Origin of the sequence: Micromonospora acroterricola (assembly GCF_003172955.1) — a bacterium.
Classification (GTDB): domain Bacteria; phylum Actinomycetota; class Actinomycetes; order Mycobacteriales; family Micromonosporaceae; genus Micromonospora; species Micromonospora acroterricola.
Genome location: NZ_QGKR01000233.1, coordinates 1 through 22,341, shown reverse-complemented (window position 1 = coordinate 22,341; position 22,341 = coordinate 1). Strand labels below are relative to the sequence as shown.

26 protein-coding genes are annotated in these 22,341 nt (G+C 73.3%); 12 read left to right on the top strand and 14 right to left on the bottom strand.

The genetic code is table 11. The features are described 5' to 3' along the window. Positions 1–4: 4 nt before the first annotated feature. The gene (locus DKT68_RS20945) at positions 5–1,243 is read right to left on the bottom strand and encodes a class I SAM-dependent RNA methyltransferase (protein ID WP_109819114.1); all 1,239 of its coding nucleotides are present in this window, start codon (positions 1,241–1,243) and stop codon (positions 5–7) included. 22 nt (positions 1,244–1,265) lie between these two features. Further along, entirely contained in the window at positions 1,266–3,356 is a 2,091-nt protein-coding gene (locus DKT68_RS20940; RefSeq protein ID WP_109819113.1) for an APC family permease, read from the bottom strand. A gap of 164 nt (positions 3,357–3,520) precedes the next feature. Between DKT68_RS20940 and DKT68_RS20935 the strand changes: the two genes are divergently transcribed. Together DKT68_RS20935 and DKT68_RS20930 are read left to right on the top strand one after the other, a co-directional pair. After that, positions 3,521–4,186 (top strand): potassium channel family protein, encoded by a 666-nt coding sequence (locus DKT68_RS20935; protein ID WP_109819104.1) that lies wholly within the window; start codon positions 3,521–3,523, stop codon positions 4,184–4,186. Between the two features lie 3 nt (positions 4,187–4,189). Continuing rightward, positions 4,190–4,879, top strand: a complete 690-nt coding sequence (locus DKT68_RS20930; protein WP_109819103.1) for a potassium channel family protein — start codon at positions 4,190–4,192, stop codon at positions 4,877–4,879. Positions 4,880–4,907: 28 nt separating this feature from the next. On the opposite strand, the gene DKT68_RS20925 is transcribed toward DKT68_RS20930, so the two are convergent. The 4 genes from DKT68_RS20925 to dut form a co-directional block, all read right to left on the bottom strand. Beyond that, positions 4,908–5,591, bottom strand: a complete 684-nt coding sequence (locus tag DKT68_RS20925) for a DUF3159 domain-containing protein (protein ID WP_109819102.1) — start codon at positions 5,589–5,591, stop codon at positions 4,908–4,910. 25 nt (positions 5,592–5,616) lie between these two features. Then, positions 5,617–5,997: an OB-fold nucleic acid binding domain-containing protein gene (locus DKT68_RS20920; protein WP_109819101.1), complete on the bottom strand. Its 381-nt coding sequence runs from the start codon at positions 5,995–5,997 to the stop codon at positions 5,617–5,619. A gap of 125 nt (positions 5,998–6,122) precedes the next feature. Then, positions 6,123–6,785, bottom strand: coding sequence for a DUF3710 domain-containing protein (locus DKT68_RS20915; protein ID WP_109819100.1), 663 nt, complete (start codon positions 6,783–6,785; stop codon positions 6,123–6,125). Between the two features lie 25 nt (positions 6,786–6,810). After that, complete coding sequence (gene dut / locus DKT68_RS20910) at positions 6,811–7,347, bottom strand: dUTP diphosphatase (RefSeq protein ID WP_109819099.1); 537 nt, start codon at positions 7,345–7,347, stop codon at positions 6,811–6,813. Between the two features lie 84 nt (positions 7,348–7,431). On the opposite strand from dut, the gene DKT68_RS20905 reads away from it, so the two are divergent. Further along, positions 7,432–7,965, top strand: a complete 534-nt coding sequence (locus DKT68_RS20905; RefSeq protein ID WP_407940774.1) for a DUF3093 domain-containing protein — start codon at positions 7,432–7,434, stop codon at positions 7,963–7,965. A 21-nt stretch (positions 7,966–7,986) separates the two neighbouring features. Here DKT68_RS20905 and DKT68_RS20900 read toward each other — a convergent pair whose 3' ends face one another. Together DKT68_RS20900 and DKT68_RS20895 are read right to left on the bottom strand one after the other, a co-directional pair. Continuing rightward, positions 7,987–8,784 (bottom strand): hypothetical protein, encoded by a 798-nt coding sequence (locus tag DKT68_RS20900; RefSeq protein WP_109819097.1) that lies wholly within the window; start codon positions 8,782–8,784, stop codon positions 7,987–7,989. A 121-nt stretch (positions 8,785–8,905) separates the two neighbouring features. Continuing rightward, positions 8,906–9,202: a DUF4193 domain-containing protein gene (locus tag DKT68_RS20895; protein ID WP_007075406.1), complete on the bottom strand. Its 297-nt coding sequence runs from the start codon at positions 9,200–9,202 to the stop codon at positions 8,906–8,908. Positions 9,203–9,635: 433 nt separating this feature from the next. On the opposite strand from DKT68_RS20895, the gene DKT68_RS20890 reads away from it, so the two are divergent. Continuing rightward, entirely contained in the window at positions 9,636–10,151 is a 516-nt protein-coding gene (locus DKT68_RS20890; RefSeq protein ID WP_201749126.1) for a LytR C-terminal domain-containing protein, read from the top strand. 112 nt (positions 10,152–10,263) lie between these two features. On the opposite strand, the gene DKT68_RS20885 is transcribed toward DKT68_RS20890, so the two are convergent. Then, a complete protein-coding gene (locus DKT68_RS20885) occupies positions 10,264–11,085 on the bottom strand; it encodes an inositol monophosphatase family protein (RefSeq protein ID WP_109819095.1) in 822 nt (273 codons plus the stop codon). A 290-nt stretch (positions 11,086–11,375) separates the two neighbouring features. On the opposite strand from DKT68_RS20885, the gene DKT68_RS20880 reads away from it, so the two are divergent. Both DKT68_RS20880 and DKT68_RS20875 read left to right on the top strand, forming a co-directional pair. Next, complete coding sequence (locus tag DKT68_RS20880) at positions 11,376–12,995, top strand: RNA polymerase sigma factor (RefSeq protein ID WP_109819094.1); 1,620 nt, start codon at positions 11,376–11,378, stop codon at positions 12,993–12,995. Between the two features lie 245 nt (positions 12,996–13,240). Next, positions 13,241–13,474, top strand: coding sequence for a DUF7455 domain-containing protein (locus DKT68_RS20875; RefSeq protein WP_074474066.1), 234 nt, complete (start codon positions 13,241–13,243; stop codon positions 13,472–13,474). A 336-nt stretch (positions 13,475–13,810) separates the two neighbouring features. Here the strand turns inward: DKT68_RS20875 and DKT68_RS20870 are convergent, their stop codons facing one another. From DKT68_RS20870 to DKT68_RS20860, 3 genes are all read right to left on the bottom strand, one after another. Continuing rightward, positions 13,811–15,544, bottom strand: coding sequence for a DEAD/DEAH box helicase (locus DKT68_RS20870; protein WP_109819093.1), 1,734 nt, complete (start codon positions 15,542–15,544; stop codon positions 13,811–13,813). A gap of 189 nt (positions 15,545–15,733) precedes the next feature. Beyond that, a complete protein-coding gene (locus DKT68_RS20865) occupies positions 15,734–16,396 on the bottom strand; it encodes a trimeric intracellular cation channel family protein (RefSeq protein ID WP_109819092.1) in 663 nt (220 codons plus the stop codon). 40 nt (positions 16,397–16,436) lie between these two features. Beyond that, complete coding sequence (locus DKT68_RS20860; protein WP_007456912.1) at positions 16,437–16,655, bottom strand: DUF3039 domain-containing protein; 219 nt, start codon at positions 16,653–16,655, stop codon at positions 16,437–16,439. Positions 16,656–16,745: 90 nt separating this feature from the next. Here DKT68_RS20860 and DKT68_RS20855 point away from each other — a divergent pair, with 90 nt between their 5' ends. Together DKT68_RS20855 and DKT68_RS20850 are read left to right on the top strand one after the other, a co-directional pair. Then, a complete protein-coding gene (locus DKT68_RS20855; protein WP_109819091.1) occupies positions 16,746–17,681 on the top strand; it encodes a pseudouridine-5'-phosphate glycosidase in 936 nt (311 codons plus the stop codon). Then, positions 17,678–18,577 carry a carbohydrate kinase family protein gene (locus tag DKT68_RS20850; protein WP_109819090.1) on the top strand — a complete coding sequence of 300 codons (900 nt, stop codon included), beginning with the start codon at positions 17,678–17,680 and terminating at the stop codon, positions 18,575–18,577. The genes DKT68_RS20855 and DKT68_RS20850 overlap by 4 nt, the downstream gene beginning before the upstream one ends. Positions 18,578–18,603: 26 nt before the next feature. Here DKT68_RS20850 and DKT68_RS20845 read toward each other — a convergent pair whose 3' ends face one another. Continuing rightward, positions 18,604–18,963 carry a DUF3099 domain-containing protein gene (locus tag DKT68_RS20845; protein WP_201749125.1) on the bottom strand — a complete coding sequence of 120 codons (360 nt, stop codon included), beginning with the start codon at positions 18,961–18,963 and terminating at the stop codon, positions 18,604–18,606. A 103-nt stretch (positions 18,964–19,066) separates the two neighbouring features. On the opposite strand from DKT68_RS20845, the gene DKT68_RS20840 reads away from it, so the two are divergent. Further along, entirely contained in the window at positions 19,067–19,354 is a 288-nt protein-coding gene (locus DKT68_RS20840; RefSeq protein ID WP_236647002.1) for a hypothetical protein, read from the top strand. A gap of 13 nt (positions 19,355–19,367) precedes the next feature. Next, complete coding sequence (locus DKT68_RS20835) at positions 19,368–19,679, top strand: hypothetical protein (protein WP_109819111.1); 312 nt, start codon at positions 19,368–19,370, stop codon at positions 19,677–19,679. Positions 19,680–19,696: 17 nt separating this feature from the next. On the opposite strand, the gene DKT68_RS20830 is transcribed toward DKT68_RS20835, so the two are convergent. Continuing rightward, positions 19,697–20,278: an HhH-GPD-type base excision DNA repair protein gene (locus DKT68_RS20830; RefSeq protein WP_109819088.1), complete on the bottom strand. Its 582-nt coding sequence runs from the start codon at positions 20,276–20,278 to the stop codon at positions 19,697–19,699. A gap of 105 nt (positions 20,279–20,383) precedes the next feature. Between DKT68_RS20830 and DKT68_RS20825 the strand changes: the two genes are divergently transcribed. Next, the gene (locus DKT68_RS20825) at positions 20,384–21,868 is read left to right on the top strand and encodes a DUF7782 domain-containing protein (RefSeq protein WP_201749124.1); all 1,485 of its coding nucleotides are present in this window, start codon (positions 20,384–20,386) and stop codon (positions 21,866–21,868) included. 40 nt (positions 21,869–21,908) lie between these two features. Continuing rightward, a complete protein-coding gene (dtd, locus tag DKT68_RS20820) occupies positions 21,909–22,331 on the top strand; it encodes a D-aminoacyl-tRNA deacylase (RefSeq protein WP_109819087.1) in 423 nt (140 codons plus the stop codon). The last annotated feature ends 10 nt before the right edge of the window (positions 22,332–22,341 follow it).

Sequence of the window (22,341 nt, the reverse complement as noted above, 5' to 3'; positions counted from 1 at the left end):
CCTGCTAACGCGCGGCCGGCGGGAGCAGCAGCCCGACCAGCTCGACGTGCTGCGTCATCGGGAACAGGTCGAAGCCGCGCAGCGCCGTCAGCCGCCAGCCGAGCTCGGCGAAGGTGCGCACGTCCCGGGCGAAGGCGGCCGGGTCGCAGGCCACGTACGCCACGGCGCGCGGACCGGCGGCGGCCAGCGCGCGGACCACCGGGGCGCCCGCCCCGGAGCGCGGCGGGTCGAGGACCACCACGTCGACCGGGCCGGTGATGCGCCGGCGGGCCAGCGACGTCTCCACGCGTGCCGACACCACCTCGACCCGGGGCAGGTCGGCCAGGTTCTCCCGGGCGGCGGCGACGCCCTGCGGCGCCGCCTCCACGAGGGTCACCCGGCCGGTCTCCCCGACCCGGGCGGCCAGCCCGGCGGCGAACAGCCCGGCGCCGCCGTACAGGTCCCAGGCCAGCTCACCCGGTTGGGGGTCGAGCAGCTCCAGCACGGCCGCGGACAGGGTGTCGGCCGCCGCCGGGTGCACCTGCCAGAAGGCGGACGCGGGCAGCGTCCAGGACCGCCCGGCGGCCACCTCGCGGACCACGGTCGGCCCGCTCACCGGGGTGGCCACACCGTCGCGGACCTGCGCGACGGTCACGTCCCCGCCGGTGCTGGCGACGGTCTCCACCGCCTCGGCCGCCGGCCAGCTCGCGCCCGTCGGGGTGAGCACCGGAAGCTGCTGGATGGCCGGGTGGGCGATCCGGCAGTAGTCGATCGGCACCACCTCGTGCGAGCGGTGCTTGAGCAGGCCGGCCCGGTCGGCGGCGTCCACGGCGTAGCGGACCCGGGACCGCCAGCCCAGCGGCCCGCCGGGCAGCGCCTCGACCCGGACGCCGAGCTCGTCCAGCTCGGCGTCGCTCAGCCCGCCGAGGCGGACCAGCTGCTCGCGCACCACGGCGGTCTTCCAGGCCAGCTGCGCGTCCGGGGCGACGTGTTGCAGGTCGCAGCCACCGCAGGCGCCCGGCTTCGCGTACGGGCAGGGCGGCTCGACCCGGTCCGGTGAGGCTTCCAGCACGGTCACCGCGTCGGCCCGGGCGAACCCCCGGTGCACCTCGGTGACCTCGGCGATCACCCGCTCGCCGGGGAGCGCGTGCCGGACGAAGACGACCTGCCCGTCCACCCGGGCCACGCAGTGCCCGCCGGGGGCGACCGCGTCGACGGTCAGCTCGACCAGCTCCACCTCGACCAGGCCACGCTCCGCCGGCAGCGGCACGGCGGGCACGTCCGGCTCAGTCACGGCCGGTCCCGACCGGGCCGCTGTCGACCGGACCGCTTTGGCCTTGCGGCGTGGAGACCACCGGCGGGACGCCCGGCGGCGGGGTGCCGTGGGGTGCCACCCGTGGCCCGCGAGCCGGGGTCCGGGACAGCGTGGCGTCCAACCGGTCCAGGTTCTTGCTCGCGGTCGAGGCGAGCTGCCACGGGACGCTGACGACCATCACCCCCGGTTCGAAGAGCAGCCGGCCCTTGAGGCGCAGCGCGCTCTGGTTGTGCAGCAGGTTCTCCCACCAGCGCCCGACCACGTACTCCGGGATGAAGACGGTGACCACGTCCCGGGGTGACTGGCGGCGGGTGGAGGCGACGAAGTCCAGGATCGGCCGGGTGATCTCCCGGTACGGCGAGTCGATCACGGTGAGCGGGATGGCCATCTCCCGCCGTTCCCACTCCCCCTGCAGGTCCCGGGTGTCCTTCTCGTCCACGTTGACGGTCACCGCGGTCAGCGTGTCCGGCCGGGTGGCCCGGGCGTACGCGATGGCCCGCAGGGTCGGCTGGTGCAGCTTGCTGACCAGCACGATCGCGTGGTTGCGGGCGGGCAGCACGGCGCGGCCCTCGTCCGGCGGGGTCAACTCCCGGGCGACCCGGTCGTAGTGCCCACGGATGGCCAGCATCAGCAGGTAGATCACCGCCATCGCGGCGATCGCGATCCAGGCGCCGAGCAGGAACTTGGTGACCAGGACGATCACCAGCACCGTGCCGGTCAGGCCGGCGCCGAACGTGTTGATGGCCCGGGACCGGTGCATCCGGCGGCGCGCCTCCGGATCCCGCTCGGTCCGCAGACGCCGGTTCCAGTGTCGGATCATGCCGACCTGGGAGACGGTGAACGAGACGAAGACCCCGACGATGTAGAGCTGGATGAGCCGGGTCACCTCGGCCTGGAAGCCGACGATCAGCACGATCGCGAAGAGGGCGAGGAAGACGATGCCGTTGGAGAAGGCCAGCCGGTCGCCGCGGGTGTGGAACTGCCGGGGCAGGTAACGGTCCTGCGCGAGGATCGAGCCGAGCACCGGGAAGCCGTTGAACGCGGTGTTCGCGGCCAGGAACAGGATCAGGGCGGTCACCCCGGCGACCACGTAGAGCAGGATCGACCCGGAGCCGAAGACCGTCTCGCCGAGCTGGGTGGTGACGGTCTTCTGCACGTACCCCTCGGGGCCGGAGACGATCTGGAGGGCCGGGTCCTCGACGAACTGCAGGTGGGTCAGCCGGGCCAGCCAGATGATCCCGACCAGCATGCTCACCGAGATCGCGCCCAGGAGCAGCAGGGTGGTGGCGGCGTTGCGGCTCTTCGGCGCCTTGAACGCCGGCACCCCGTTGGAGATCGCCTCGACTCCGGTGAGCGCGGCGGCGCCCGAGCTGAACGTCCGCAGCAGCAGGAAGATCAGCGCGAAACCGGTCACGCTGTGCTCGGCCTGGATCACCAGATCGGCGCTCGGCGCGCGGAGTTCGTCGCCCAGCACGAAGACCCGGACCAACCCGGTGAGCAGCATCCCGCCCATCACGATCACGAACCCGTAGGTGGGGATGGCGAACGCGGTGCCCGACTCGCGCAGGCCGCGCAGGTTCACGGCGCTCAGCAGCACCACCGCCGTCACCGCGATCATGACCTTGTGGGTGGCCACGAACGGCACCACCGAGCCGAGGTTCGCCACCCCGGAGGAGACCGACACCGCCACGGTGAGCACGTAGTCGACCAGCAGGGCGCTGGCCACGCCGACGCCGAACTTCGGGCCCAGGTTGACCGTGGCCACCTCGTAGTCCCCGCCCCCGGAGGGGTAGGCGTGCACGTTCTGCCGGTAGCTGGCGACCACGGTCAGCATGACCACGACCACCGCGAGGGCGATCCACGGCGAGAAGACGTACGCGGAGGCTCCGGCGATGGAGAGGGTCAACAGGATCTCGTCGGGCGCGTACGCGACGCTGGACAGCGCGTCGGACGCGAACACGGGCAGCGCGATGCGCTTCGGCAGGAGGGTGTGCTGAAGCCGGTCGGACCGGAACGGTCGACCGAGGAGAAGCCGCTTCAACAGCGAGGTGGGACTGGCCACGAACGCCAAGGGTACGACCACCACGGCGGGAACGCGGGGGTGGGCGATCATCGCCCGCCAGCGCGACGGGGTACGGTCGGTCCCCGCTCCCGACCCGGACGTGGCAGGCTCGCACTCGAAGGGCCACCGGCAGCGGGAGCGGTACGCACCTTGGGAGGGACAGCGTGCACGTCGTGATCATGGGATGTGGCCGGGTCGGGTCGACCCTCGCCCACAGCCTGGAGTCCCGGGGGCACTCGGTGGCGGTGATCGACCAGGACGCCGACGCCTTCCGCCGGCTCGGCCCCGACTTCGCCGGGATCACGGTGACCGGGGCGGGCTTCGACGGCGACGTGCTGCGGCAGGCCGGCATCGAGCGGGCGGACGCCTTCGCGGCCGTCTCCAGCGGCGATAACTCCAACATCATCTCGGCCCGACTGGCGCGGGAGACGTTCGGCGTGTCCCGGGTCGCCGCCCGGATCTACGACCAGCGCCGGGCGCAGGTCTACGAGCGGCTGGGCATCCCCACCGTGGCGACGGTGCGCTGGACGGCCGACCGGATGCTGCGGCACCTGGTGCCGGAGGGCAACGTGGAGATCTTCCGCGACCCCACGAGCACCGTGTCGATCGTCGAGGTCCCGCTGCACAAGGAGTGGATCGGCCGGCCGGTGCGCACGCTGGAGGAGGCGTCCGGGGCACGGGTGGCCTACCTGATCCGCTTCGGCATCGGCACGCTGCCCACCACCTCCACCGTCGTACAGGAGGGTGACCAGGTGTTCATGCTGGTCAGCGACGACATCGTGGGGACGGTCACGTCGGTGGCGGCGACGCCGCCGGAAGGGGGGCACTGAGCCATGCGGATCGCCATCGCGGGCGCCGGCAACGTGGGCCGCTCGATCGCCCAGGAGCTGATCGAGAACGGCCACCAGGTGATGCTGATCGAGCGCCAGCCCAAGATGCTGCGCCCGGAGCGGGTGCCGGCCGCCGAGTGGGTGCTCGCCGACGCCTGCGAGCTGACCAGCCTGGAGGAGGCCAACGTCGCCGGCTGCGACGTGGTGGTCGCGGCCACCGGCGACGACAAGGTCAACCTGGTGGTGTCACTGCTGGCCAAGACCGAGTTCGCGGTGCCCCGCGTGGTGGCCCGCGTCAACCGGGCCGAGAACGAGTGGCTGTTCACCGACCAGTGGGGCGTGGACGTCGCGGTGAGCAAGCCGCGGGTGATGGCCGCGCTGGTCGAGGAGGCGGTCACCGTCGGCGACCTGGTCCGGTTGATGACCTTCCGGCAGGGCGAGGCGAACCTTGTCGAGATCACCCTCCCGCCGACCGCGCCGTACGTCGGTCAGCCGATCCACGCCGTGCCGCTGCCCCGCGACTCCGCGCTGGTGGCGATCCTGCGGGGCAAGCGGGTCCTGGTGCCCAGCCCGGACGACCCGATCGAGGCCGGCGACGAGTTGGTCTTCGTCTGCACCGCCGAGGTGGAGGACGAGGTCCGCGCGGTGATCCTCGGCCCGGACAGCGTCGAGCGGACCCGCGGCTCACGCTGAGCCGTCACCGGACGGCCCGGCGCTGTGGTCAGGCGCCGGGCAACGGGGTCGGTTGCGACTCCCGGGTGACCCGGCGCACCGTCCAGACCGTGATCAGCAGCAGCAGCGCGTACGGCGGGTAGCCCAGCGCCAGCCGGGCCACGCCCAGCGCGGTGTCCTGGTGGGCCAGGTAGAGCCCGGCCTGCACGCCCACCTTGGCCAGCCAGACCACGCCCCAGAGCACGGTCAGCTGGGTGAAGGTGCGCACCAGCTTCGGGTCGTCCCGCCACTCCGCGCGGCCCTTGGCGACCAGCACCGACCAGATCCAGCCCACCAGCGGCTGCCGGATGGCCGCCGAGATCAGCAGCGCGACGCCGTAGCCGATGCCGTAGAGGATGCCGGGGAGGTAGAAGTCCCGCTCGTTGCCGGTACGCCAGGCGATCGCCGCACCGACGCCGACGCCGAACAGCCCGTTGACGGCGTGCCGGATCGGCCGGCGCTGGGCCAGCCGCAGCACGGCGATCAGCACCGCGACGGCCACCGAGGCGATCACCGCGGGCCGCAGCTCGCCGATGATGTTGGCGACGACGAAGACCACCACGGGGATGCTGGACTCGACGAGCCCCCGCCAGCCGCCGAGCTGGTCGGCCATCTGCTCGGCGATCGTCGGCAGCCGCTCGTCGTCCGGGGGGCCGGTCTCCGGCTGTGCCGCCCGGTGCTGTCCCGTCGTCATCGCCGGCCTTCCGTCCGCAACGCCGTCACTTCGGCGAGTCCAGCTCGTAGTAGGGGTTGTAGATGACCTTGCGGTCGTCGCGCATCGCGACCCGGCCGCGCGCGGTCAGGTGCCGCCCCGGCTCGATCCCGGCGATGTGCCGCCGGCCCAGCCAGACCAGGGTGACGACGTCACTGCCGTCGTACAGGTCGGCCTCGAGGGTGGGCAGGTTGGTCCGCGGCGTGTAGACCACGGTGCGCAGCCGGCCGGCGACCGAGACCACCTGACCCCGGGAGCACTGCTGGGCCGGGACACCCCCGCACTCGGCGCTCTCCCGCCGCAGCTCCTGCGCGTCGATCTCGGCCTCGCTGGCGGTGAGCCGTTGCAGGATGCGCCGCAGCGACACCCGGCTCTCGTCGGTCATCATGACCTCCGCGTCACCCTCTCCACGCTCACCGGTTCCGGCCGACACTGGCCCGGCCCCGGCGACGCCGGAACCGTGCCGCCAGCGTACGCCGACGGGGTCGGTTCCGGCGGGCCGGTGCGTGGGGGTCAGGCCTGGCGCGCCTCGGCGGCGGCGGACTCGTCCCCGGCCTGGTCGGCGATCTCCCGGGGCAGCCGCAGCGGCAGCGGCTCGCGGACCGGCTTCGCCTCCTGGCCCCGGTCGACCACCAGGCCGTCCAGGCACTCGGCGAGCGGCCCGGCGGTGGCCGGGTCGACGGCCACCGGGCCCTGGAAGACGCCGCGGACCATCCAGCGCGGCCCGTCGATGCCGACGAACCGCAGGTTGGTCGGGCCGTCCGCGGTGTGCACCTGGGCGTGCAGCTCGACGCCGTACTCGCCGTCGACCTCCTGGGCGCTGGCGCCGTCGCGGAGCAGCGACTGGCGGATCTCCTCGCGCACCTCGCCCCAGATCCCCTCGGAGCGGGGGGCGGCGAAGACGCCGAGTTGCAGCGCGTTCTCCCCGTGCACCAGCACCACCTGCTGGACCACGCCCTGCGGGTCGGCCTGCACCCGCACCTCCACCTCGGCGACCGCCGGGATGTGCAGGCTGCCGAGGTCGAGCCGCTGCACGTCGTCGTTGACCTCGGAGATGTCGTACGGGCCGCGCTCCAGCGTCGGCGTCGACTCCTCGACGGCCTGGTCGCCGACCCCGGCGCTCCGCTCGTCACGGGTGTGCCGTCCGGCATCCGCCCGCTTTCGGGAGAAGATCACTGCGCCCGCCCTCCGCTGTTCGCACTCACCCTGACACCTCTTCCGTCCGCCCGCGGCCCGGCTCGTTGCGCCGCTGCTCGCCGCGCTCCTGGCCCGCCGGCGACGGCACCAGCCCGGCGTGTCCACCGGTGGAGCCGTGCCCACCGGTGCCGCGCTGGGACCCGGGCAGCTCGGTCACCGGCTCGAAGAGCGCCCGCGCGACCCGCTGGACCACGAGCTGCGCGATCCGGTCGCCGCGGGAGATCTTCGCCGGCGTCTCCCGATCATGGTTGATCAGGTTGACCAGGATCTCACCCCGGTAGCCGGCGTCGACCGTACCGGGCGCGTTGAGCACCGTCACGCCGAGCCTGGCCGCCAGGCCGGAGCGGGGATGGACCAGGCCCACGTACCCCTCCGGCAGCGCGATGGCCACGCCGGTGGGCACCAGCGCCCGGCCGCCGGGCGGCAACTCCACGTCCGCGGCGGCCACCAGGTCGGCCCCGGCGTCGCCGGGATGGGAGTACGCGGGCAGCGGCAGCTCGGCGTCGAGCAGCTGTACGGGCACGGGTACGACGTCGGTCACGAGTCCCCTCTTCCGTCCGGTTCACGGGGTGACCCTGCCATCCTGCCGGTTCCCCGGCCCGCCGTGCGCCGTACCCTCGCAGGAGTGAGCATGTCGCCCTCTCCGTCCGCCGGTCAGCCGCCGGTCGCGGCCCGCACGGCGTACGCCGAACGGCTCGACCTGCCCTGGTGGCTGTGGCTGGTCGGCCTGCTGGCAGCCGCGCTGCTGGCCGTCGAGATCTGGATGGGCGCCGGCGGCCTCCGCGCCTGGCTGCCGTTCGCGGTGCTGCTGCCGGCCACCGCCGCCGGGCTGTGGTGGCTGGGCCGGATCCGGGTCGCGGTCGCCGACTCCGAGCTGCGGGTGGACGACGCCCGGCTGCCGGTGCGCTTCGTGGCGGACGTCGTGCCGCTGGACGCGGCCGGTCGGCGTGAGGTGCTCGGGGTGGGCGCGGACCCGCTCGCGTTCGTCGTGCAGCGGCCGTGGATCGGCGGCGCCGTGCAGGTGGTGCTCGACGATCCGGCCGACCCGACCCCGTTCTGGGTGGTGAGCACCCGGCATCCGGTCGAGCTGGCCGAGGCGGTGCTGACCGCCCGGGACGCCCGACCCCGTGCCGACCGCACGGCCGGCGAGCAGGGCTGACGGCAGCGGCACGCGGGCCGGTCAGGTGCCGGTCGGCGGGCCGGGCAGGGCGGGCGGTGGGGCCGGCCGGGCGATGCCCCGCCGGCGCAGGTCCACCTGGAGCTGGTCGGCCATGGACCGGGTGGCCCGGCGGTTGAGGAAGCTCGCCACCGCGGCGCCGGTGAGGAACGGCCCGAGCGTGGTGAGGTTGCGTCCGAAGCGCCGCAGCAGCGTGTCCCGCAGTTCCTTGCGGGCGGCGGTGCCGAGCACCGCGCCCACCCCCACGCCGGGCATCATCGGGTTGACCCCCCGCTGGGTGGCCCAGGAGTGCACCAGGGCGACCGCCCGCTGGCTGCCACCGGGCGGCAGCGAGACGCCGTGGACCTCGTGCAGCTCGCCGACCAGCTTCAACTCGACCGCGACCACGGCGACCGTCTCGGCGGCGAGCAGCACCGGTGCGGAGAGCAGGGTGGGCGCGACGGCCCATTCGACGGCGGCGACTCCCCCGCCGGCCGCGCCGATCCCGGCGGTGGTCCGGGCCGCGTTGCGGATCAACCGCTCGGCCAGGGCGTTGTCATCCAGCCCCGGGAAGTGCCCCCGCAGGGTGGCCAGGTCCCGCACCGGCAGGTGCGGGGCGATCTCGGCGACGGTGTCGACCATCCAGCGCACGGCGGCGCGGGGCTTGAACAGGTCGGAGATGCCACGGGCGCGGGCCTGCCCGACCATCCGGGTGAGCAGTTGACGGCGCCGGGCCGGCTCGATGTCGTCCGCGGTCAACGCCGCGACGGTGGCGCCGAGGTCGTCGGCGCCGCCGCCGGTGGTGTCGCCTCGATCGCTCATGGGGTCGGACCTCCCGGTGCTGTGGTTACCCCCTACGAGTCAAGCAGGTACCCACTCGTGCCGCACGGCTACACCGGCAGCGGCGGCCCCGATCAGGAGGCCGCCGCTGGTGTCACGAGTGTCAGACGCACTCGCGGCAGATCAACTCGCCGTTACGCTCGACTGCCAGCTGGCTGCGGTGGTGGACCAGGAAGCAGCGGGCGCACCGGAACTCGTCCTGCTGCATCGGTAGAACCTTGACCGTGAGCTCCTCGTCGGCCAGGTCGGCGCCGGGCAGCTCAAAGCTCTCGGCCACCTCGGCCTCGTCGACGTCCACCGCGCCCGACTGTGAGTCGACGCGTCGGGCCTTGAGCTCTTCCAGGCTGTCCTCGCCGAGGTCGACCTCGTCGCGACGCGGGGCGTCGTAGTCGGTGGCCATCGGTTTCACTCTCCCATATCGATGTTGTCGCTTCCGGTTGTAACGCCGGACGACGCTGTTTCGGTTCCGCTGGCCGGCCACCAGTTGTGTCGGGCACCCGACCCGGGGACCGAACGGGTCAGGACCGTTGGGGCGACTCCCCTGCGAGCGCGGAACCTTACCCCCCCGTTGGGCGAGGCATGTATACCGCCCTCGCGGCTGAGATGTACGCCCCAGCACGCCAACTTGTTCCCAATGTGATTCAGGCGACACGAAGATAGGGGTAGTAGTACCCGCTTCGCGGTCGCCGCGCCGGCATGTCGGACTGTTTCCACGCGACGGCCGGACAACCGTTAACCTCAGCGGCGTATTCGACGGCCGCCGGTCTGTGCGATCGTTGGCGGCCGCCGCCACCCACCTGAGGTCCGGGAGCGCCCAGATGAGTTTTGCGCGAGTGCGAGCACTCGTCGTCGTCGGCCTGCTCGGGGTGCTGGCCCTGGCCTTCGTGATCACCGCGCTGGTCCGCGACACCCAGGGCAAGGCCGGCACGGCCGAGGGCTGCCCCGAGGGCTGGCCGCTGGCCGATGTCACTCTGCACGAGCCCAAGGACGTCAAGATCAACGTCCTGAACGCGACCGACGAGCCGGGCCGGGCCGGCGCCGTCGCGGACGACTTCCGCAACCGCAAGTTCCAGGTCAAGAAGGTCGGCAACGCGCCGGCGGGGATCGACGACGTGGCCGTGCTGCGGTACGGCCCCAAGGGCGTCGGCTCGGCGCACCTGCTGCAGGCGTACTTCCTGAACAACGCCGAGCCGGCCTACGACGAGAAGCGCACCGACGACGTCGTGGACGTGGTGCTGGGCAGCCGCTTCCAGCAGCTCGCCACGACGACCGAGGTCAACCAGTCCCTCGGCGACCTCGGCGCCCCGGTGGCGCCCCCGGGCTCCTGCCCGGCCCCGGAGGACAAGTGACCGACGGGCGCTGACCCGTCGCCCGCCCGGCCCGGGTGATCCGACCACCTGGCGCCGGGTCCGGCGCGCCGCGCCACGAGTCGACCCGGGCGCACCGGCGCCCGGGTGTCGGTCAGGGACCGCCGGCGGCGTCCAGGGCGGCCAGCCGGTCGTGCAGTGGCGCGAAGAGCGCCGGCGGGGCCGCGAGCACCAGGTCCGGGCCGGGCGGACGGCCGTCCAGGCCGGTGACCAGCACCCCCGCCTCGGCGGCCACCAGCCCACCGGCAGCCAGGTCCCAGGCGGCCAGGCCCTTCTCGAAGTACGCGTCCAGCCGCCCCTCCGCGACCAGGCAGAGGTCCAGCGCGGCCGCGCCGAGCCGGCGGATGTCCCGCACGTGCGCGATCAGCCCGGCCACCACCCGGGCCTGGTGCGCCCGGCGGCCGGCGTCGTAGCCGAAGCCGGTGCCGACCAGCGCCTGCCCCAGGTCGGTCTCGCCGGAACAGCGCAGCCGCACGCCGTCGCGCCAGGCGCCCCCGCCCGCCGTCGCCGTCCACTCCTCGCCGGTGCTCACGTTGCGCACCACACCGGCGACCACCACGCCGTTCACCTCGGCGGCGAGCGACACCGCGCTGTACGGCAGCCCGTACAGATAGTTGACGGTCCCGTCGATCGGGTCGACGATCCAGCGCACGCCGCCCGGCTCGACCGGCCCGGTGTCCCCCGTGCCGTACTCCTCGCCGAGCACCGCGTCGCCCGGCCGCAGCTGGTGCAGCGCGTCGAGCACCTGCCGCTCGACCGCCCGGTCGGCGGCGGTGACCACGTCGGTGACCGTGCTCTTGGTCGCCGCCACGGAGACACCCTCGGCCCGCATCCGGTACGCGGTAGCCGCCGCCTCCCGCGCCACCTCGACCCCGATAGCCAACAAATCCCCCGGTGGCGGGGCCAATCGGTCCATCCCACGTCCCCTTCCCGCGCGACCGGGGTGTTCCGGGCCACGCGCGAGTATCATCCTTACAAAGTCCACATCTGCGCCGAATCGGCGGTCCCCACCGCCGGTACGCCGTGCGGCGCAGGATGATCGCCGCAGACGGCGTTACAATTCACCCCTGCCACCGCGCCACGGACCGCCGACCACCGGCCGGCCCGGGACACGGGGGTCCCTCAACCAACATCGCCCGGCCCGGTTGCCCCACGCTGTGCCGGACGACCCGGCCGTGCCCGCTCTTCGCCTCCGGAAGGTCATTCGTGACAGAACCCCGCCAGACCGGCGCCGACGTTCGCTCGCTCACCGACACCCTGATCGCCCACGCCCAGAGCGCCGGTGGCCAGCTCACGTCGGCCCAGCTCGCGCGCACCGTCGAGTCCGCCGAGGTGACTCCGGCCCAGGCCAAGAAGATTCTGCGGGCGCTCTCCGAGGCGGGAGTGACCGTGGTGGTGGACGGCTCGGCGAGCACCCGCCGCCGGGTCGCCGCCGCCCGTTCGACCACGCCGGCGTCCCGGGCCACCACCGCCAAGACCACCAAGAAGGCCGCCGTACCGGCGCCGAAGCAGGCACCCGCCTCCGACGAGGCGCCGGCGACGCCGGCTCCGCGGAAGGTCGCCGCGCGCAAGGCCGCCGGCAGCACCGCCGAGGTCGCCGCCGCCGCGTCCGCTCCGGCGAAGGCCGCGACCAGGTCGACCCGGGCCACCAAGGCCACGGTCGCCGCGGCAGCGGGCGCCAAGCCGGCCAAGGCCGGCGGCAAGGCCAAGGGCGAGGGCGCCGAGGGCGAGATCGACCCGGAGGAGCTGGCCGCCGCGATCGAGGACGTGGTGGTCGAGGAGCCGGCCGAGCTGGCCCAGGCCGCCGAGACCGACGCCGCGGCGTCAGCCACCGACAACGACTTCGAGTGGGACGACGAGGAGTCCGAGGCGCTCAAGCAGGCCCGGCGGGACGCCGAGCTCACCGCCTCCGCCGACTCGGTCCGTGCGTACCTCAAGCAGATCGGCAAGGTCCCGCTGCTCAACGCCGAGCAGGAGGTGGAGCTGGCCAAGCGGATCGAGGCCGGGCTCTACGCCGCGGAGCGGCTGCGCGCGGCCGACGAGGGCGAGGAGAAGCTCAGCCGGGAGATGGTCCGCGACCTGGGCTGGATCTCCCGCGACGGCGAGCGGGCCAAGAACCACCTGCTGGAGGCGAACCTCCGACTGGTGGTGTCGCTGGCCAAGCGGTACACGGGTCGCGGCATGGCCTTCCTCGACCTGATCCAGGAGGGCAACCTCGGCCTGATCCGCGCGGTGGAGAAGTTCGACTACACCAAGGGCTACAAGTTCTCCACCTACGCCACCTGGTGGATCCGGCAGGCGATCACCCGCGCGATGGCCGACCAGGCCCGCACCATCCGCATCCCGGTGCACATGGTCGAGGTCATCAACAAGCTCGGCCGCATACAGCGCGAGCTGCTCCAGGACCTGGGCCGCGAGCCCACGCCGGAGGAGCTGGCCAAGGAGATGGACATCACACCGGAGAAGGTGCTGGAGATCCAGCAGTACGCCCGGGAGCCCATCTCGCTGGACCAGACCATCGGCGACGAGGGCGACAGCCAGCTCGGCGACTTCATCGAGGATTCCGAGGCCGTGGTCGCGGTCGACGCGGTCTCGTTCTCGCTCCTGCAGGACCAGCTCCAGCAGGTGCTGCAGACGCTCTCCGAGCGTGAGGCGGGTGTGGTACGCCTGCGCTTCGGCCTGACCGACGGCCAGCCGCGGACGCTGGACGAGATCGGCCAGGTGTACGGGGTGACCCGGGAGCGGATCCGGCAGATCGAGTCCAAGACGATGTCCAAGCTGCGTCACCCGTCCCGGTCCCAGGTCCTCCGGGATTACCTGGACTGAGCCGGTTTCGTCAACCGAACGTGTCGTTTTGACCACCTGGTGTGCAACACCAGATGGTGATCGTCCGGATGCACGAATGTGATCGTTGACGTGGCACCCTGGGTGCACGGCACACTGTCCATGCCATGTGTGACCTCGGTCCCCCGCGGGCACACAGGGAAGGCAGGGCCCGGCAAGGGTGTTGCACGATAGGTGAGCAACGACCGAAGAGATTGTTCATCGGTGACGACCAGAGGAGGAAGGCGATGACCCCGACCCTCACGCCGCCGCCCGAGACGGTGGCTCCCCCAGCCGCCGATGAACGGTGCGACCGCTGCAATGCTGCCGGCAAGCTCCGGATCACTCTGGCGGGTGGGAGCGAGTTGGTTTTCTGTGGGCACCACGCGAACAAGTACGCGGAGGATCTCGTGAAGATCACCGTCCGGTTCGCAACGGACCCCGAGTTCAGCTGGCGTGGCGCCGATCTGATGGCGAACTGAATCCGCAACCCGACATAGCCGGCCGGAGACACCCCGAGGGTGTCTCCGGTCGGCTTTTTCCTGCCAGCACCGCCCGCGGCCCGAAACCTCGCGGGCGGGTCCGCACCTCGCGGGCGGGTCCGCACCTCGCATCCGGCCCGCACCTCGTGCCTGGCCAGGACCTCGCATCCGGCCCGCGCGCCACGCGTCGCCCCGCGGCCGCTCCTGATCGTGCTCGATCCTGGAAGTAGCGGCCTCGTCCGCGCTCGGACACGACTCGATCCTGGATCGAGCACGATCATGGGTCCTGGGGCCCGCGCGACGGCCGGCGCCACGGCCCGCGCGGATTGTTCCGGGTCAGAGGGTTTGCACGGTCGCGATGCGTTCTTCGAGCTGTTCGATCGTGGCCTGCGCGCTCGGCGGGCCGCCGCAGAGCCGGCGTAGCTCCGCGTGGATCTTGCCGTGCGGCTGGCCGGTGCGGTGGTGCCGGGCGGCCACCAGAGCGTTCAGCTGGCGCCGGAGCGCCACCCGGCGCTGGGCGGCACTCATGGGTGCCGGCGGCGCCGCGGCGGGCGCACCGGCCGGCTGAGCGGCCCGCTCGGCGCTGCGACGCCGCTGGGCGGCGAGCTGCTCGGCCTGCCGCTTCGTCAGCAGCAGGGAGACCTGGTCGGCGGTGAGCAGGCCGGGCAGGCCGAGGTATTCCTCCTCCTCGGGGGTGCCGGCCTGGGCCGCGGTGCCGAACGACGCCCCATCGAAGATCACCTGATCCAGCTCGGCGGTGGCGGAGAGCGCGGCGAACCGCTTCTCCAGCTCGCCGCTGGCCTGGTCGTCACGCTGCGCCCGCTCCAGCAGGTCGTCGTCGAAGCCGTCGGCTTCCTTGGGTTTGCCGAGCACGTGGTCCCGCTCGGTCTCCATCTCGCTGGCCAGGCCGAGCAGGTGCGGCACGCTGGGCAGGAAGACCGACGCGGTCTCGCCGGGCCGGCGGGCCCGGACGAACCGGCCGATCGCCTGGGCGAAGTAGAGCGGGGTGCTGGCGCTGGTGGCGTAGACACCGACGGCGAGCCGCGGGATGTCGACCCCCTCGGACACCATTCGCACCGCGACCAGCCAACGCTGCTCGGACGCCGCGAACGTCGCGATCCGCGCGGAGGCGCCCTGGTCGTCGGAGAGCACGACGGCGGCCTTCTCGCCGGTCAACTGCTCGACGAGCTTGGCGTACGAGCGGGCGGTCTGCTGGTCGGTGGCGATGATCAACCCGCCCGCGTCGGGCATCCCGGCGTTGCGCAGCACGGTGAGCCGGGCGTCGGCGGCGCGCAGCACCTGCGGCATCCAGTCGCCGGCGGGGTCCAGCGCGGTACGCCACGCCTGCGCCACCAGATCCTGCGTCATCGGCTCGCCGAGCCGGGCCGCCAACTCCTCCCCCGCGTTGGTGCGCCAGCGGGTCTCCCCCGAGTACGCCAGGAAGAGCACCGGCCGGACGACGCCGTCACGCAGCGCGTCGGCGTAGCCGTACACCGAGTCGGCGCGGGAGCGCAGCAGCCCGTCACCGCCCCGCTCGTAGCTGACGAACGGGATCGGGTTGTCGTCGGAGCGGAACGGCGTCCCGGTGAGCATGAGCCGGCGTACGGCGGGCTCGAAGGCGGACTTCACCCCGTCGCCCCAGGTCCGGGAGTCGCCGGCGTGGTGGATCTCGTCGAGGATCACCAGGGTCCGCCGGGTCATGGTGCGCCGCCGGTGCACCTGCGGCGCCATCCCCACCTGGGCGTAGGTGACCACCGCGCCGTGGAAGTCGGCTGCGGAGTGCACGTCCGCGTTGCGGAACGCGGCGTCGAGTTGGATGCCCACCCGCGCTGCGGCCTCGGCCCACTGGTTCTTCAGGTGCTCGGTCGGGGCGACGACCGTGACGGCCTCCACCGTGCCGTCACCGAGCAGCTCGGCCGCGATCCGCAGGGCGAAGGTGGTCTTGCCCGCGCCCGGTGTGGCGACCGCGGTGAAGTCCTCGGTGCGCCGGCGCAGGTACTCCACCAGGGCCTTGCGCTGCCAGGCACGTAGTGCCGGGAACGTCTCGAGCACCGGCGTCCGGGCTGCCACGCGAAGCTCCTCTCCGACCGCACGACGGCGGATCCGGGGCGAGGGCCACGAGTACCGCCGCCCATGAAAACGCCTCCGCGCAGAAGCTGCCGCGAAGGCCGGCTCAGCATAACCAGCGCGGGCGCTGCGGCCCAGGCGACGCCACGCTGGTCACATCCGCCACACCCCGCGCCCCGCCCGAAGGCGGTCTCACCACTCCCGGTCGGTGCGCGGATCCGCCCCGCCCGTACGCGGCGGGCGCAGCGTCGCCACCGGGGCGGACCAGCGCCGGCGCAGGGCGATCAGGCGCAGCCCGAAGACCAGCACGGCGGCGGCGGTGAGCGGCGCCGGGCCGGTCTGCCCGGTGACGTACAGCAGCGCCACCGTGACCGAGCCGACCAACGCGGCCACCGCGTAGATCTCCCGGCGCAGCACCACCGGGATCTCGGCGGTCAGCAGGTCACGGCCGAGCCCGCCGCCGATCGCGGTGAGCATGCCGATCAGGCAGGCGCCGACCGCCGGCACCCGGGCGTCGAGCGCCTTGAGCGTGCCGGTCACGGTGAACAGAGCGAGGCCCGCCGCGTCCAGCACCAGCACCGTGGTGCGCAGTCGGGCCAGCTGCGGGTGCAGCCAGAAGACGGCCAGCGCCGTGACCGCGGCGGTGGCCGCGTACCGCCAGTCGGCGAAGGCCAGCGGCGGCACCTCGTCGATGACCAGGTCCCGGAAGATCCCGCCGCCGAGCGCGGCCACGAAACCGACGAACGCGACGCCGAACAGGTCGAGCCGCTTGGCCACCGCGGCCGAGGCGCCGGAGGCGGCGAAGACCGCCACCCCGGTCAGGTCGGCGAGGAGCAGGGCGGTGGAGGTGGTCACCGCCGCAGGCTACGTCGCCGGTTCCGACGCCGGCCGCGGTTCACTCGCGGTACGAGTCGTAGATCTCCTTGCACTTGGGGCAGACCGGCGAACCCGGCTTGGCCGCCTTCGTGACCGGGAAGGTCTCGCCGCAGAGCGCGACGACGAAGGTGCCCATGACGGCACTCTCGGCGATCTTCTCCTTGCGGACGTAGTGGAACATCTCGGGACCGGTGTCGGCGTCCTTCAGCTCCGGACGCTCGAGAACCTCTGTGCTCACGTCTGCACCTCCAACCGTCAAGTTTGGCAGGTCATCGTGGCCGGGTCCACTTGAGGCCGGCCAGAGCCCCACCCCGTAGCGTGGCCCCCCGTGACTGACTTTCGCATCAGCTACGGCACCGAGGTGGCCGACGCCCTGCACGACGGCCGGCCCGTCGTCGCCCTGGAGAGCACCATCGTCTCGCACGGCCTGCCCCGGCCGGAGAACCTTCGGGTGGCTCGGGAGATCGAGCAGGCGGTCCGGGACGCCGGGGCGGTCCCGGCGACGATCGGCATGATCGGCGGCGAGCTGGTGGTCGGCCTGGACGACGCGCAGCTGACCCGACTGGCCACCGTCGATGGCGTGACCAAGCTCTCCGTGCGCGACCTGGCGGTGGCGGCGGCGACCGGCGCGGACGGCGCCACCACCGTGGCCGCCACCAGTGCGGTGGCCGCCGCCGCGGGGATCGGGGTGTTCGCCACCGGCGGGCTGGGCGGGGTGCACCGGGAGGCCGCGCAGACCTTCGACGAGTCGGCCGACCTCATCACCCTGGCCCGGACCCCGATCGCGGTGGTCTGCGCCGGGGTGAAGTCGATCCTCGACGTGGGCGCGACGCTGGAGCGGCTGGAGACCCTCGGGGTGGCCGTGGTCGGTTACCGCACCCAGCGGTTCCCCGGCTTCTACCTCACCGACGGCGGCTTCGACCTGGACTGGTCGGTCGACTCGCCGGAGCAGGTGGCCGCCGTGCTCGCCGCCCGCGACCGGCACGCCGTGCACGCCGGCGGCCTGATCGTCGCCAACCCGCTGCCGGTCGGCGAGCAGCTCGACCCGGAACTGCACGACCGGACCCTCGCCGACGGCCTGGCCCTGCTGGAGCGGGACGGGGTGACCGGCAAGGCCGTCACGCCGTACCTGCTGGCGCACTTCCACTCGGCCACCGAGGGCGCGAGCCTGGCGGTGAACGTCCGGATCATCCTGCGCAACGCCGACCTGGCCGCGCGGATCGCGGTCGCCTACGCCACCCGCGTCACCGCCGTTGCGGCATGACCCGTCCGGCCCGGGTGGTCGTCGTCGGGGACGTGATCACCGATGTCGTCGCGGTGCTGTCCGGGCCGCTCGCGGCGGGCTCCGACACCGCGGCGGAGATCAGCCTCGGCGGCGGCGGGCAGGCGGCCAACACGGCAGCCTGGATCGCCGCACAGGGGGTGGACGTCACGCTCGTCGGCGCGGTCGGCGACGACGACGAGGGGCGGGACCGGACGGCCGAGCTGGACCGCGCGGGCGTCGACTGCGCGGTCGACCGGGTCGAGGGCGTCCGGACGGGCACGGTGATCGTGCTGGCCACCGACGACGAGCGCACCATGGTCAGCCAGCGGGGCGCGAACCTGCGGCTGAGCGCCGAGCACGTCGAGCGGGCCCTCGCGGCGGTACCCGACGCCGGGCACCTGCACCTGTCCGCGTACACCCTGTTGGACGCCGGGTCGCGCGGCGCCGGGCTGCGGGCGCTGGAGGCCGCCCGCGAGCGCGGGTTGACCACCAGCGTCGACGCGGCCTCCGCGGCGCCGCTGCGGCGGGTCGGCGCGGCGGCCTTCCTGGGTTGGGTACGCGACGTCGACCTGCTGCTCGTCAACGCGGACGAGGCGACCGTGCTGGCCGGCGGCCTGGACCCGGCGGCGCAGGGGCGGGCGTTGTCGGCGACGGCCCGGCGGGTGGTGGTCAAGCGCGGCGCGGCCGGCGCGGTCTGGGTGGACCGCACGGCTCCGGTCTGCGTGGCGCCGGCGCGGAGGGTGGCGGTGGTGGACGTCACCGGGGCGGGCGACGCCTTCGCGGCCGGTCTGCTCACCGCCTGGCTCGCCGGCGCCGCCCCGACGGCGGCGCTGAACCGCGCCACCGACCTGGGCGCCCTGGCCGTCTCGACCATCGGGGCCCGGCCCCGGCCGTGACCTGTCGGACCCTGGCCCGGGGCGGGTCAGGGTTCGACGTCGATGACCTTGTGCGGGCGCTCCTCGGCGGTGAGGCTCATCGGCGGGGTGTCGTCGGTGTGCCGGTGGTGGAATCGGTTGGCCAACCGGTGCTCCTCCTTGGGCGGCCGGTCGTTGGCCAGCAGCACGGCCAGCCACGGGATGAGCACCATGCCGAGGGCACACAGCGGCAGCCACAGCCAGAGCAGCGGCGCCTGCGCGCCGACCAGGATCGCGCCGGCGACGATGCAGGCCACCCGGATGCCCATCATCAGGACATAGCGTCGCTGACGGCTGGTGAGCTGATCGTTCTGGCTGCGCGAGGCGTCGGTGATCAGAATCGGCTGGTACGCCTGACGCTTCACCATGAACCTCCTCGAGGGGATTACGCCCCATCCTGTCACCGCGGAGCCGTGATCAGCGAAATTCGACTCATCCCGCTACGTGTTACGTCCGTGGTACGCTCCGGCCGTGGGCAGCAGGTTCAGCTTCACCGACGAGGCGTTGGCCAACCTGAGGGTCTACGACGTCACGCCCGGGGAAGTCTGGGAGGCGCTGCACAGCTCCCGGCGGGTGATCCGCCACCTGGGCGACGACGTGATGGTGGTCTACGCCGCCGGCCGGCGGGGCCGCCGACTGGCGGTGCTGCTCGCCGAGGCCGATGGCACCGACAACGACTGGGACATCCTCTCCGCTCGCGAGCTAAGCGACGTGGAGTCCAAGCGCTACGACGAGGCCGTGCGGAGATCTCGCCGATGAGGAGGCCGTGACGATGCACCGTAACGACGCGACCAAGCAGTTCCACAGCGGCGACGACCGGATCGCCGAGCTGATCGACGAGAGTCCGGCGGTGGACCTGCCCATCCCCGACACCGACGTGCCGATGGTGAGCCGATCGGTCCGGTTGCCGCTGGAGACCTACGAGCGGGTGCGGGCCGCCGCCGACGCCCGTGGCATCGGGGTCACCACGCTGATGCGTCAGTGGATCGAGGCGGGCCTGGCCGACCTGGACGACTCGGCCACCGTCTCACTCGCCGACGTCCGGCGCGCGCTGGCCTCCCTCGCCCACCCGACCGCCGCCTGAGCGACGACCCCGTCGGGTCAGGCGCCGGCGGTCTTCGCCTTCGCGGCCGCCTTCATCTGCTGCTTGTACTCCCGCACCCGGCGCAGCGAGTCGGCGTCGGTGACGTCGGCCACCGACCGGTACGCGCCGGGATCGCCGTAGCCGCCGGCCGCCTTCCGCCAGTCCTGCGGGGTCACCCCGAACCGCTTGCCGAGCAGCGCCACGAAGATCTGCGCCTTCTGCTTGCCGAAGCCGGGCAGCTCGGAGACACGACGCAGCAGCTCCGGGCCGTCGGCGACGTCGGACCAGAGCCGGGCGGCATCGCCGTCGTAGCGGTCCACCAGCACCTGGCACACCTCCTGCACCCGGGCAGCCATCGCCTTCGGGAACCGGTGCAGCGCCGGCGGGGTGGCGAAGATCGCGACCAGCGCCTCCGGGTCGTACGCGGCCAGCTCCGCCGCGTCCGGCTCGTGGCCGAGCCGCTGCGCCAGCACGTACGGGGAGGAGAAGGCCTTCTCCATCGGCACTTGTTGATCAAGAACCATGCCGAGGAGTCGGGCCAGCGGGCTGCGCTCCAGCAGCCGGTTCGCCTCGGGGTCGATAGGCAGCACGAGCGTCATGGCACCATCCTGCCCGGCCGGCGACCCGGGACGAACACCGACGCTCCGGGGTTCGATCCGGCGGGTGGCGGCAACCGGCGGCACGGCGGGGGGCAGGATGGCGGCGTGGACGAACACGACATGCTGCTCTCCCCCGCCGGCGTCGACGCGCTGCGCACCGCGCTGACCGGGGCCGGGTTCACCAGCAACGGCATCGCGAATCGGCTGGGTTCCCAGGCCACCGGCGGGGTCGCACGCAACGACTACCGGGCCGCGCTGCGGGCCACCGAGGACCGCGACCCGCTCGGCACCCTGATCCGGGTGTTCATCTGCGACCAGACCGAGTCGGAGGCGACGGTGGCCGCCGCGCTGGCGCCGCTGGGCGTGGCGGAGGCGCTGGCCGGCGGGCTGGTCGAGCGGCACGGCGACGGCCTGCGCGCCGGCGTCGACCTGGAGCCGTACGGCGACGACTGGTGGGTGCTCGCCGACGTGCCGGCCAGCGCCCGGCCGGGCCGGCCGCTGCACTCCGAGCACGTGCTCGGCATCGGCGGCGCCACCCAGACCCTGATCGGCGCGGCCGTCCGCCGGCCGGTCGACACCGCGCTGGACCTGGGCACCGGCTCCGGAATCCAGGCTCTGCACCTGGCCACCCACGCCAACCGGGTGACCGCCACGGACCTCTCCGAGCGGGCCCTGCGCTTCGCCGCGACCACCGCCGCTCTCAACGGCCAGGACTGGGAGCTGCTGCGCGGCGACATGGTCGCGCCGGTGGCCGGCCGGCGCTTCGACCTGGTGGTGAGCAACCCACCGTTCGTGGTCGGCCCGGGCACCACCACGCACGTCTACCGCGACTCCGGCCGGGTGGGTGACGCGATCGGCGCCGAGCTGGCCGCCGCCGCCCCCGGCCTGCTCACCGAGGGCGGCACCATGCAGTACCTGGCGAACTGGGTGCACGTCGCCGGCGAGGAGTGGGACGAGCGGGTGGCCGGCTGGTTCGCCGGGACGGGCCTGGACGCCTGGGTGATCCAGCGCGAGGTGGCCGACCCGATGGCGTACGTCAACCTCTGGCTGACCGATGTCGGCGAGAGCGCCGACCCGCAGCGGATGGCCGCCTGGCTCGACTGGTTCGACGCGCACAAGGTGGAGGCGATCGGCTTCGGCATCGTGTCGCTGCGCCGGGGCGGGCACACCGACCCGGTGGTCCGGGTGGAGGACCTGCGGCAGCGGGTGCAGCCGCCGCTGGGCGACCAGGTCGCCGCCTGGTTCGACCGGCAGGACTTCCTGCGGGTACGCGACACCGAGGCGTTGCTCGCCGAGCGCTACCGGGCCGCCGATGGCCTCCAACTGCGCCAGGAGGCCACCATGGGCGAGGAGGGCTGGGCGGTGGACCGGCAGGTTCTCGCGATGCCGCGCGGCCTGCGGTGGACCGAGGAGGTCGACCCGCTCGTGCTCGCCCTGGTCGGCGGGGCGGACGGCCGACTCCCGCTGCGCGACCAGCTCGCCCTGCTGGCGGCGGCGCACGACGTCGAGCCCGCCGAGCTGGCCGAGGCGGCCGGCCCGATCGTCGCGCACCTGGTGGAGCGGGGCATCATCGAGCCGGTGACCGGCTGATGCGGGTGGCACGGGTGGCCGGTCGGCTGGCGGTCCGCTGATGCGCGCGGTGGTGCAGACCGTCGGGCGGGCCAGCGTGACGGTGGACGGTGAGGTGGTCGGCGCGATCGAGGACGGCCTGTTGGTGCTGCTCGGGGTGACCCACACCGACACCGTCGGGACCGCCGCGACGATGGCCCGCAAGGTGCACGAGCTGCGAATCCTCGACGACGAGCGGTCCGCGGCCGACACCGGTGCGCCGGTCCTGGTGGTCAGCCAGTTCACCCTCTACGGCGACGCCCGCAAGGGCCGCCGTCCGAGCTGGACCGCCGCCGCCCCGGCCGAGGTGGCCGAGCCCTTGGTGACGGCAGTCGTCGAGGCGCTGCGCGAGCGGGGCGCCAAGGTCGAGACGGGCCGCTTCCGCGCCCACATGCTGGTCGAGAGCGTCAACGTCGGCCCCCGCACGATCCTCCTAGACCTCTAACCCCCGACCC

What these genes read in the sequence shown, in the direction of transcription:
- DKT68_RS20925 (WP_109819102.1), bottom strand. Translation starts at nt 5,591, where the DNA reads ATGACGACGGGACAGCACCGGGCGGCACAGCCGGAGACCGGCCCCCCG.
- DKT68_RS20895 (WP_007075406.1), bottom strand. Translation starts at nt 9,202, where the DNA reads ATGGCCACCGACTACGACGCCCCGCGTCGCGACGAGGTCGACCTCGGC.
- DKT68_RS20930 (WP_109819103.1), top strand. Translation starts at nt 4,190, where the DNA reads ATGCGGATCGCCATCGCGGGCGCCGGCAACGTGGGCCGCTCGATCGCC.
- DKT68_RS20850 (WP_109819090.1), top strand. Translation starts at nt 17,678, where the DNA reads ATGACCCGTCCGGCCCGGGTGGTCGTCGTCGGGGACGTGATCACCGAT.
- DKT68_RS20835 (WP_109819111.1), top strand. Translation starts at nt 19,368, where the DNA reads ATGCACCGTAACGACGCGACCAAGCAGTTCCACAGCGGCGACGACCGG.
- dtd (WP_109819087.1), top strand. Translation starts at nt 21,909, where the DNA reads ATGCGCGCGGTGGTGCAGACCGTCGGGCGGGCCAGCGTGACGGTGGAC.
- DKT68_RS20920 (WP_109819101.1), bottom strand. Translation starts at nt 5,997, where the DNA reads ATGATGACCGACGAGAGCCGGGTGTCGCTGCGGCGCATCCTGCAACGG.
- DKT68_RS20875 (WP_074474066.1), top strand. Translation starts at nt 13,241, where the DNA reads ATGACCCCGACCCTCACGCCGCCGCCCGAGACGGTGGCTCCCCCAGCC.
- DKT68_RS20885 (WP_109819095.1), bottom strand. Translation starts at nt 11,085, where the DNA reads ATGGACCGATTGGCCCCGCCACCGGGGGATTTGTTGGCTATCGGGGTC.
- DKT68_RS20830 (WP_109819088.1), bottom strand. Translation starts at nt 20,278, where the DNA reads ATGACGCTCGTGCTGCCTATCGACCCCGAGGCGAACCGGCTGCTGGAG.
- DKT68_RS20845 (WP_201749125.1), bottom strand. Translation starts at nt 18,963, where the DNA reads ATGGTGAAGCGTCAGGCGTACCAGCCGATTCTGATCACCGACGCCTCG.
- DKT68_RS20900 (WP_109819097.1), bottom strand. Translation starts at nt 8,784, where the DNA reads ATGAGCGATCGAGGCGACACCACCGGCGGCGGCGCCGACGACCTCGGC.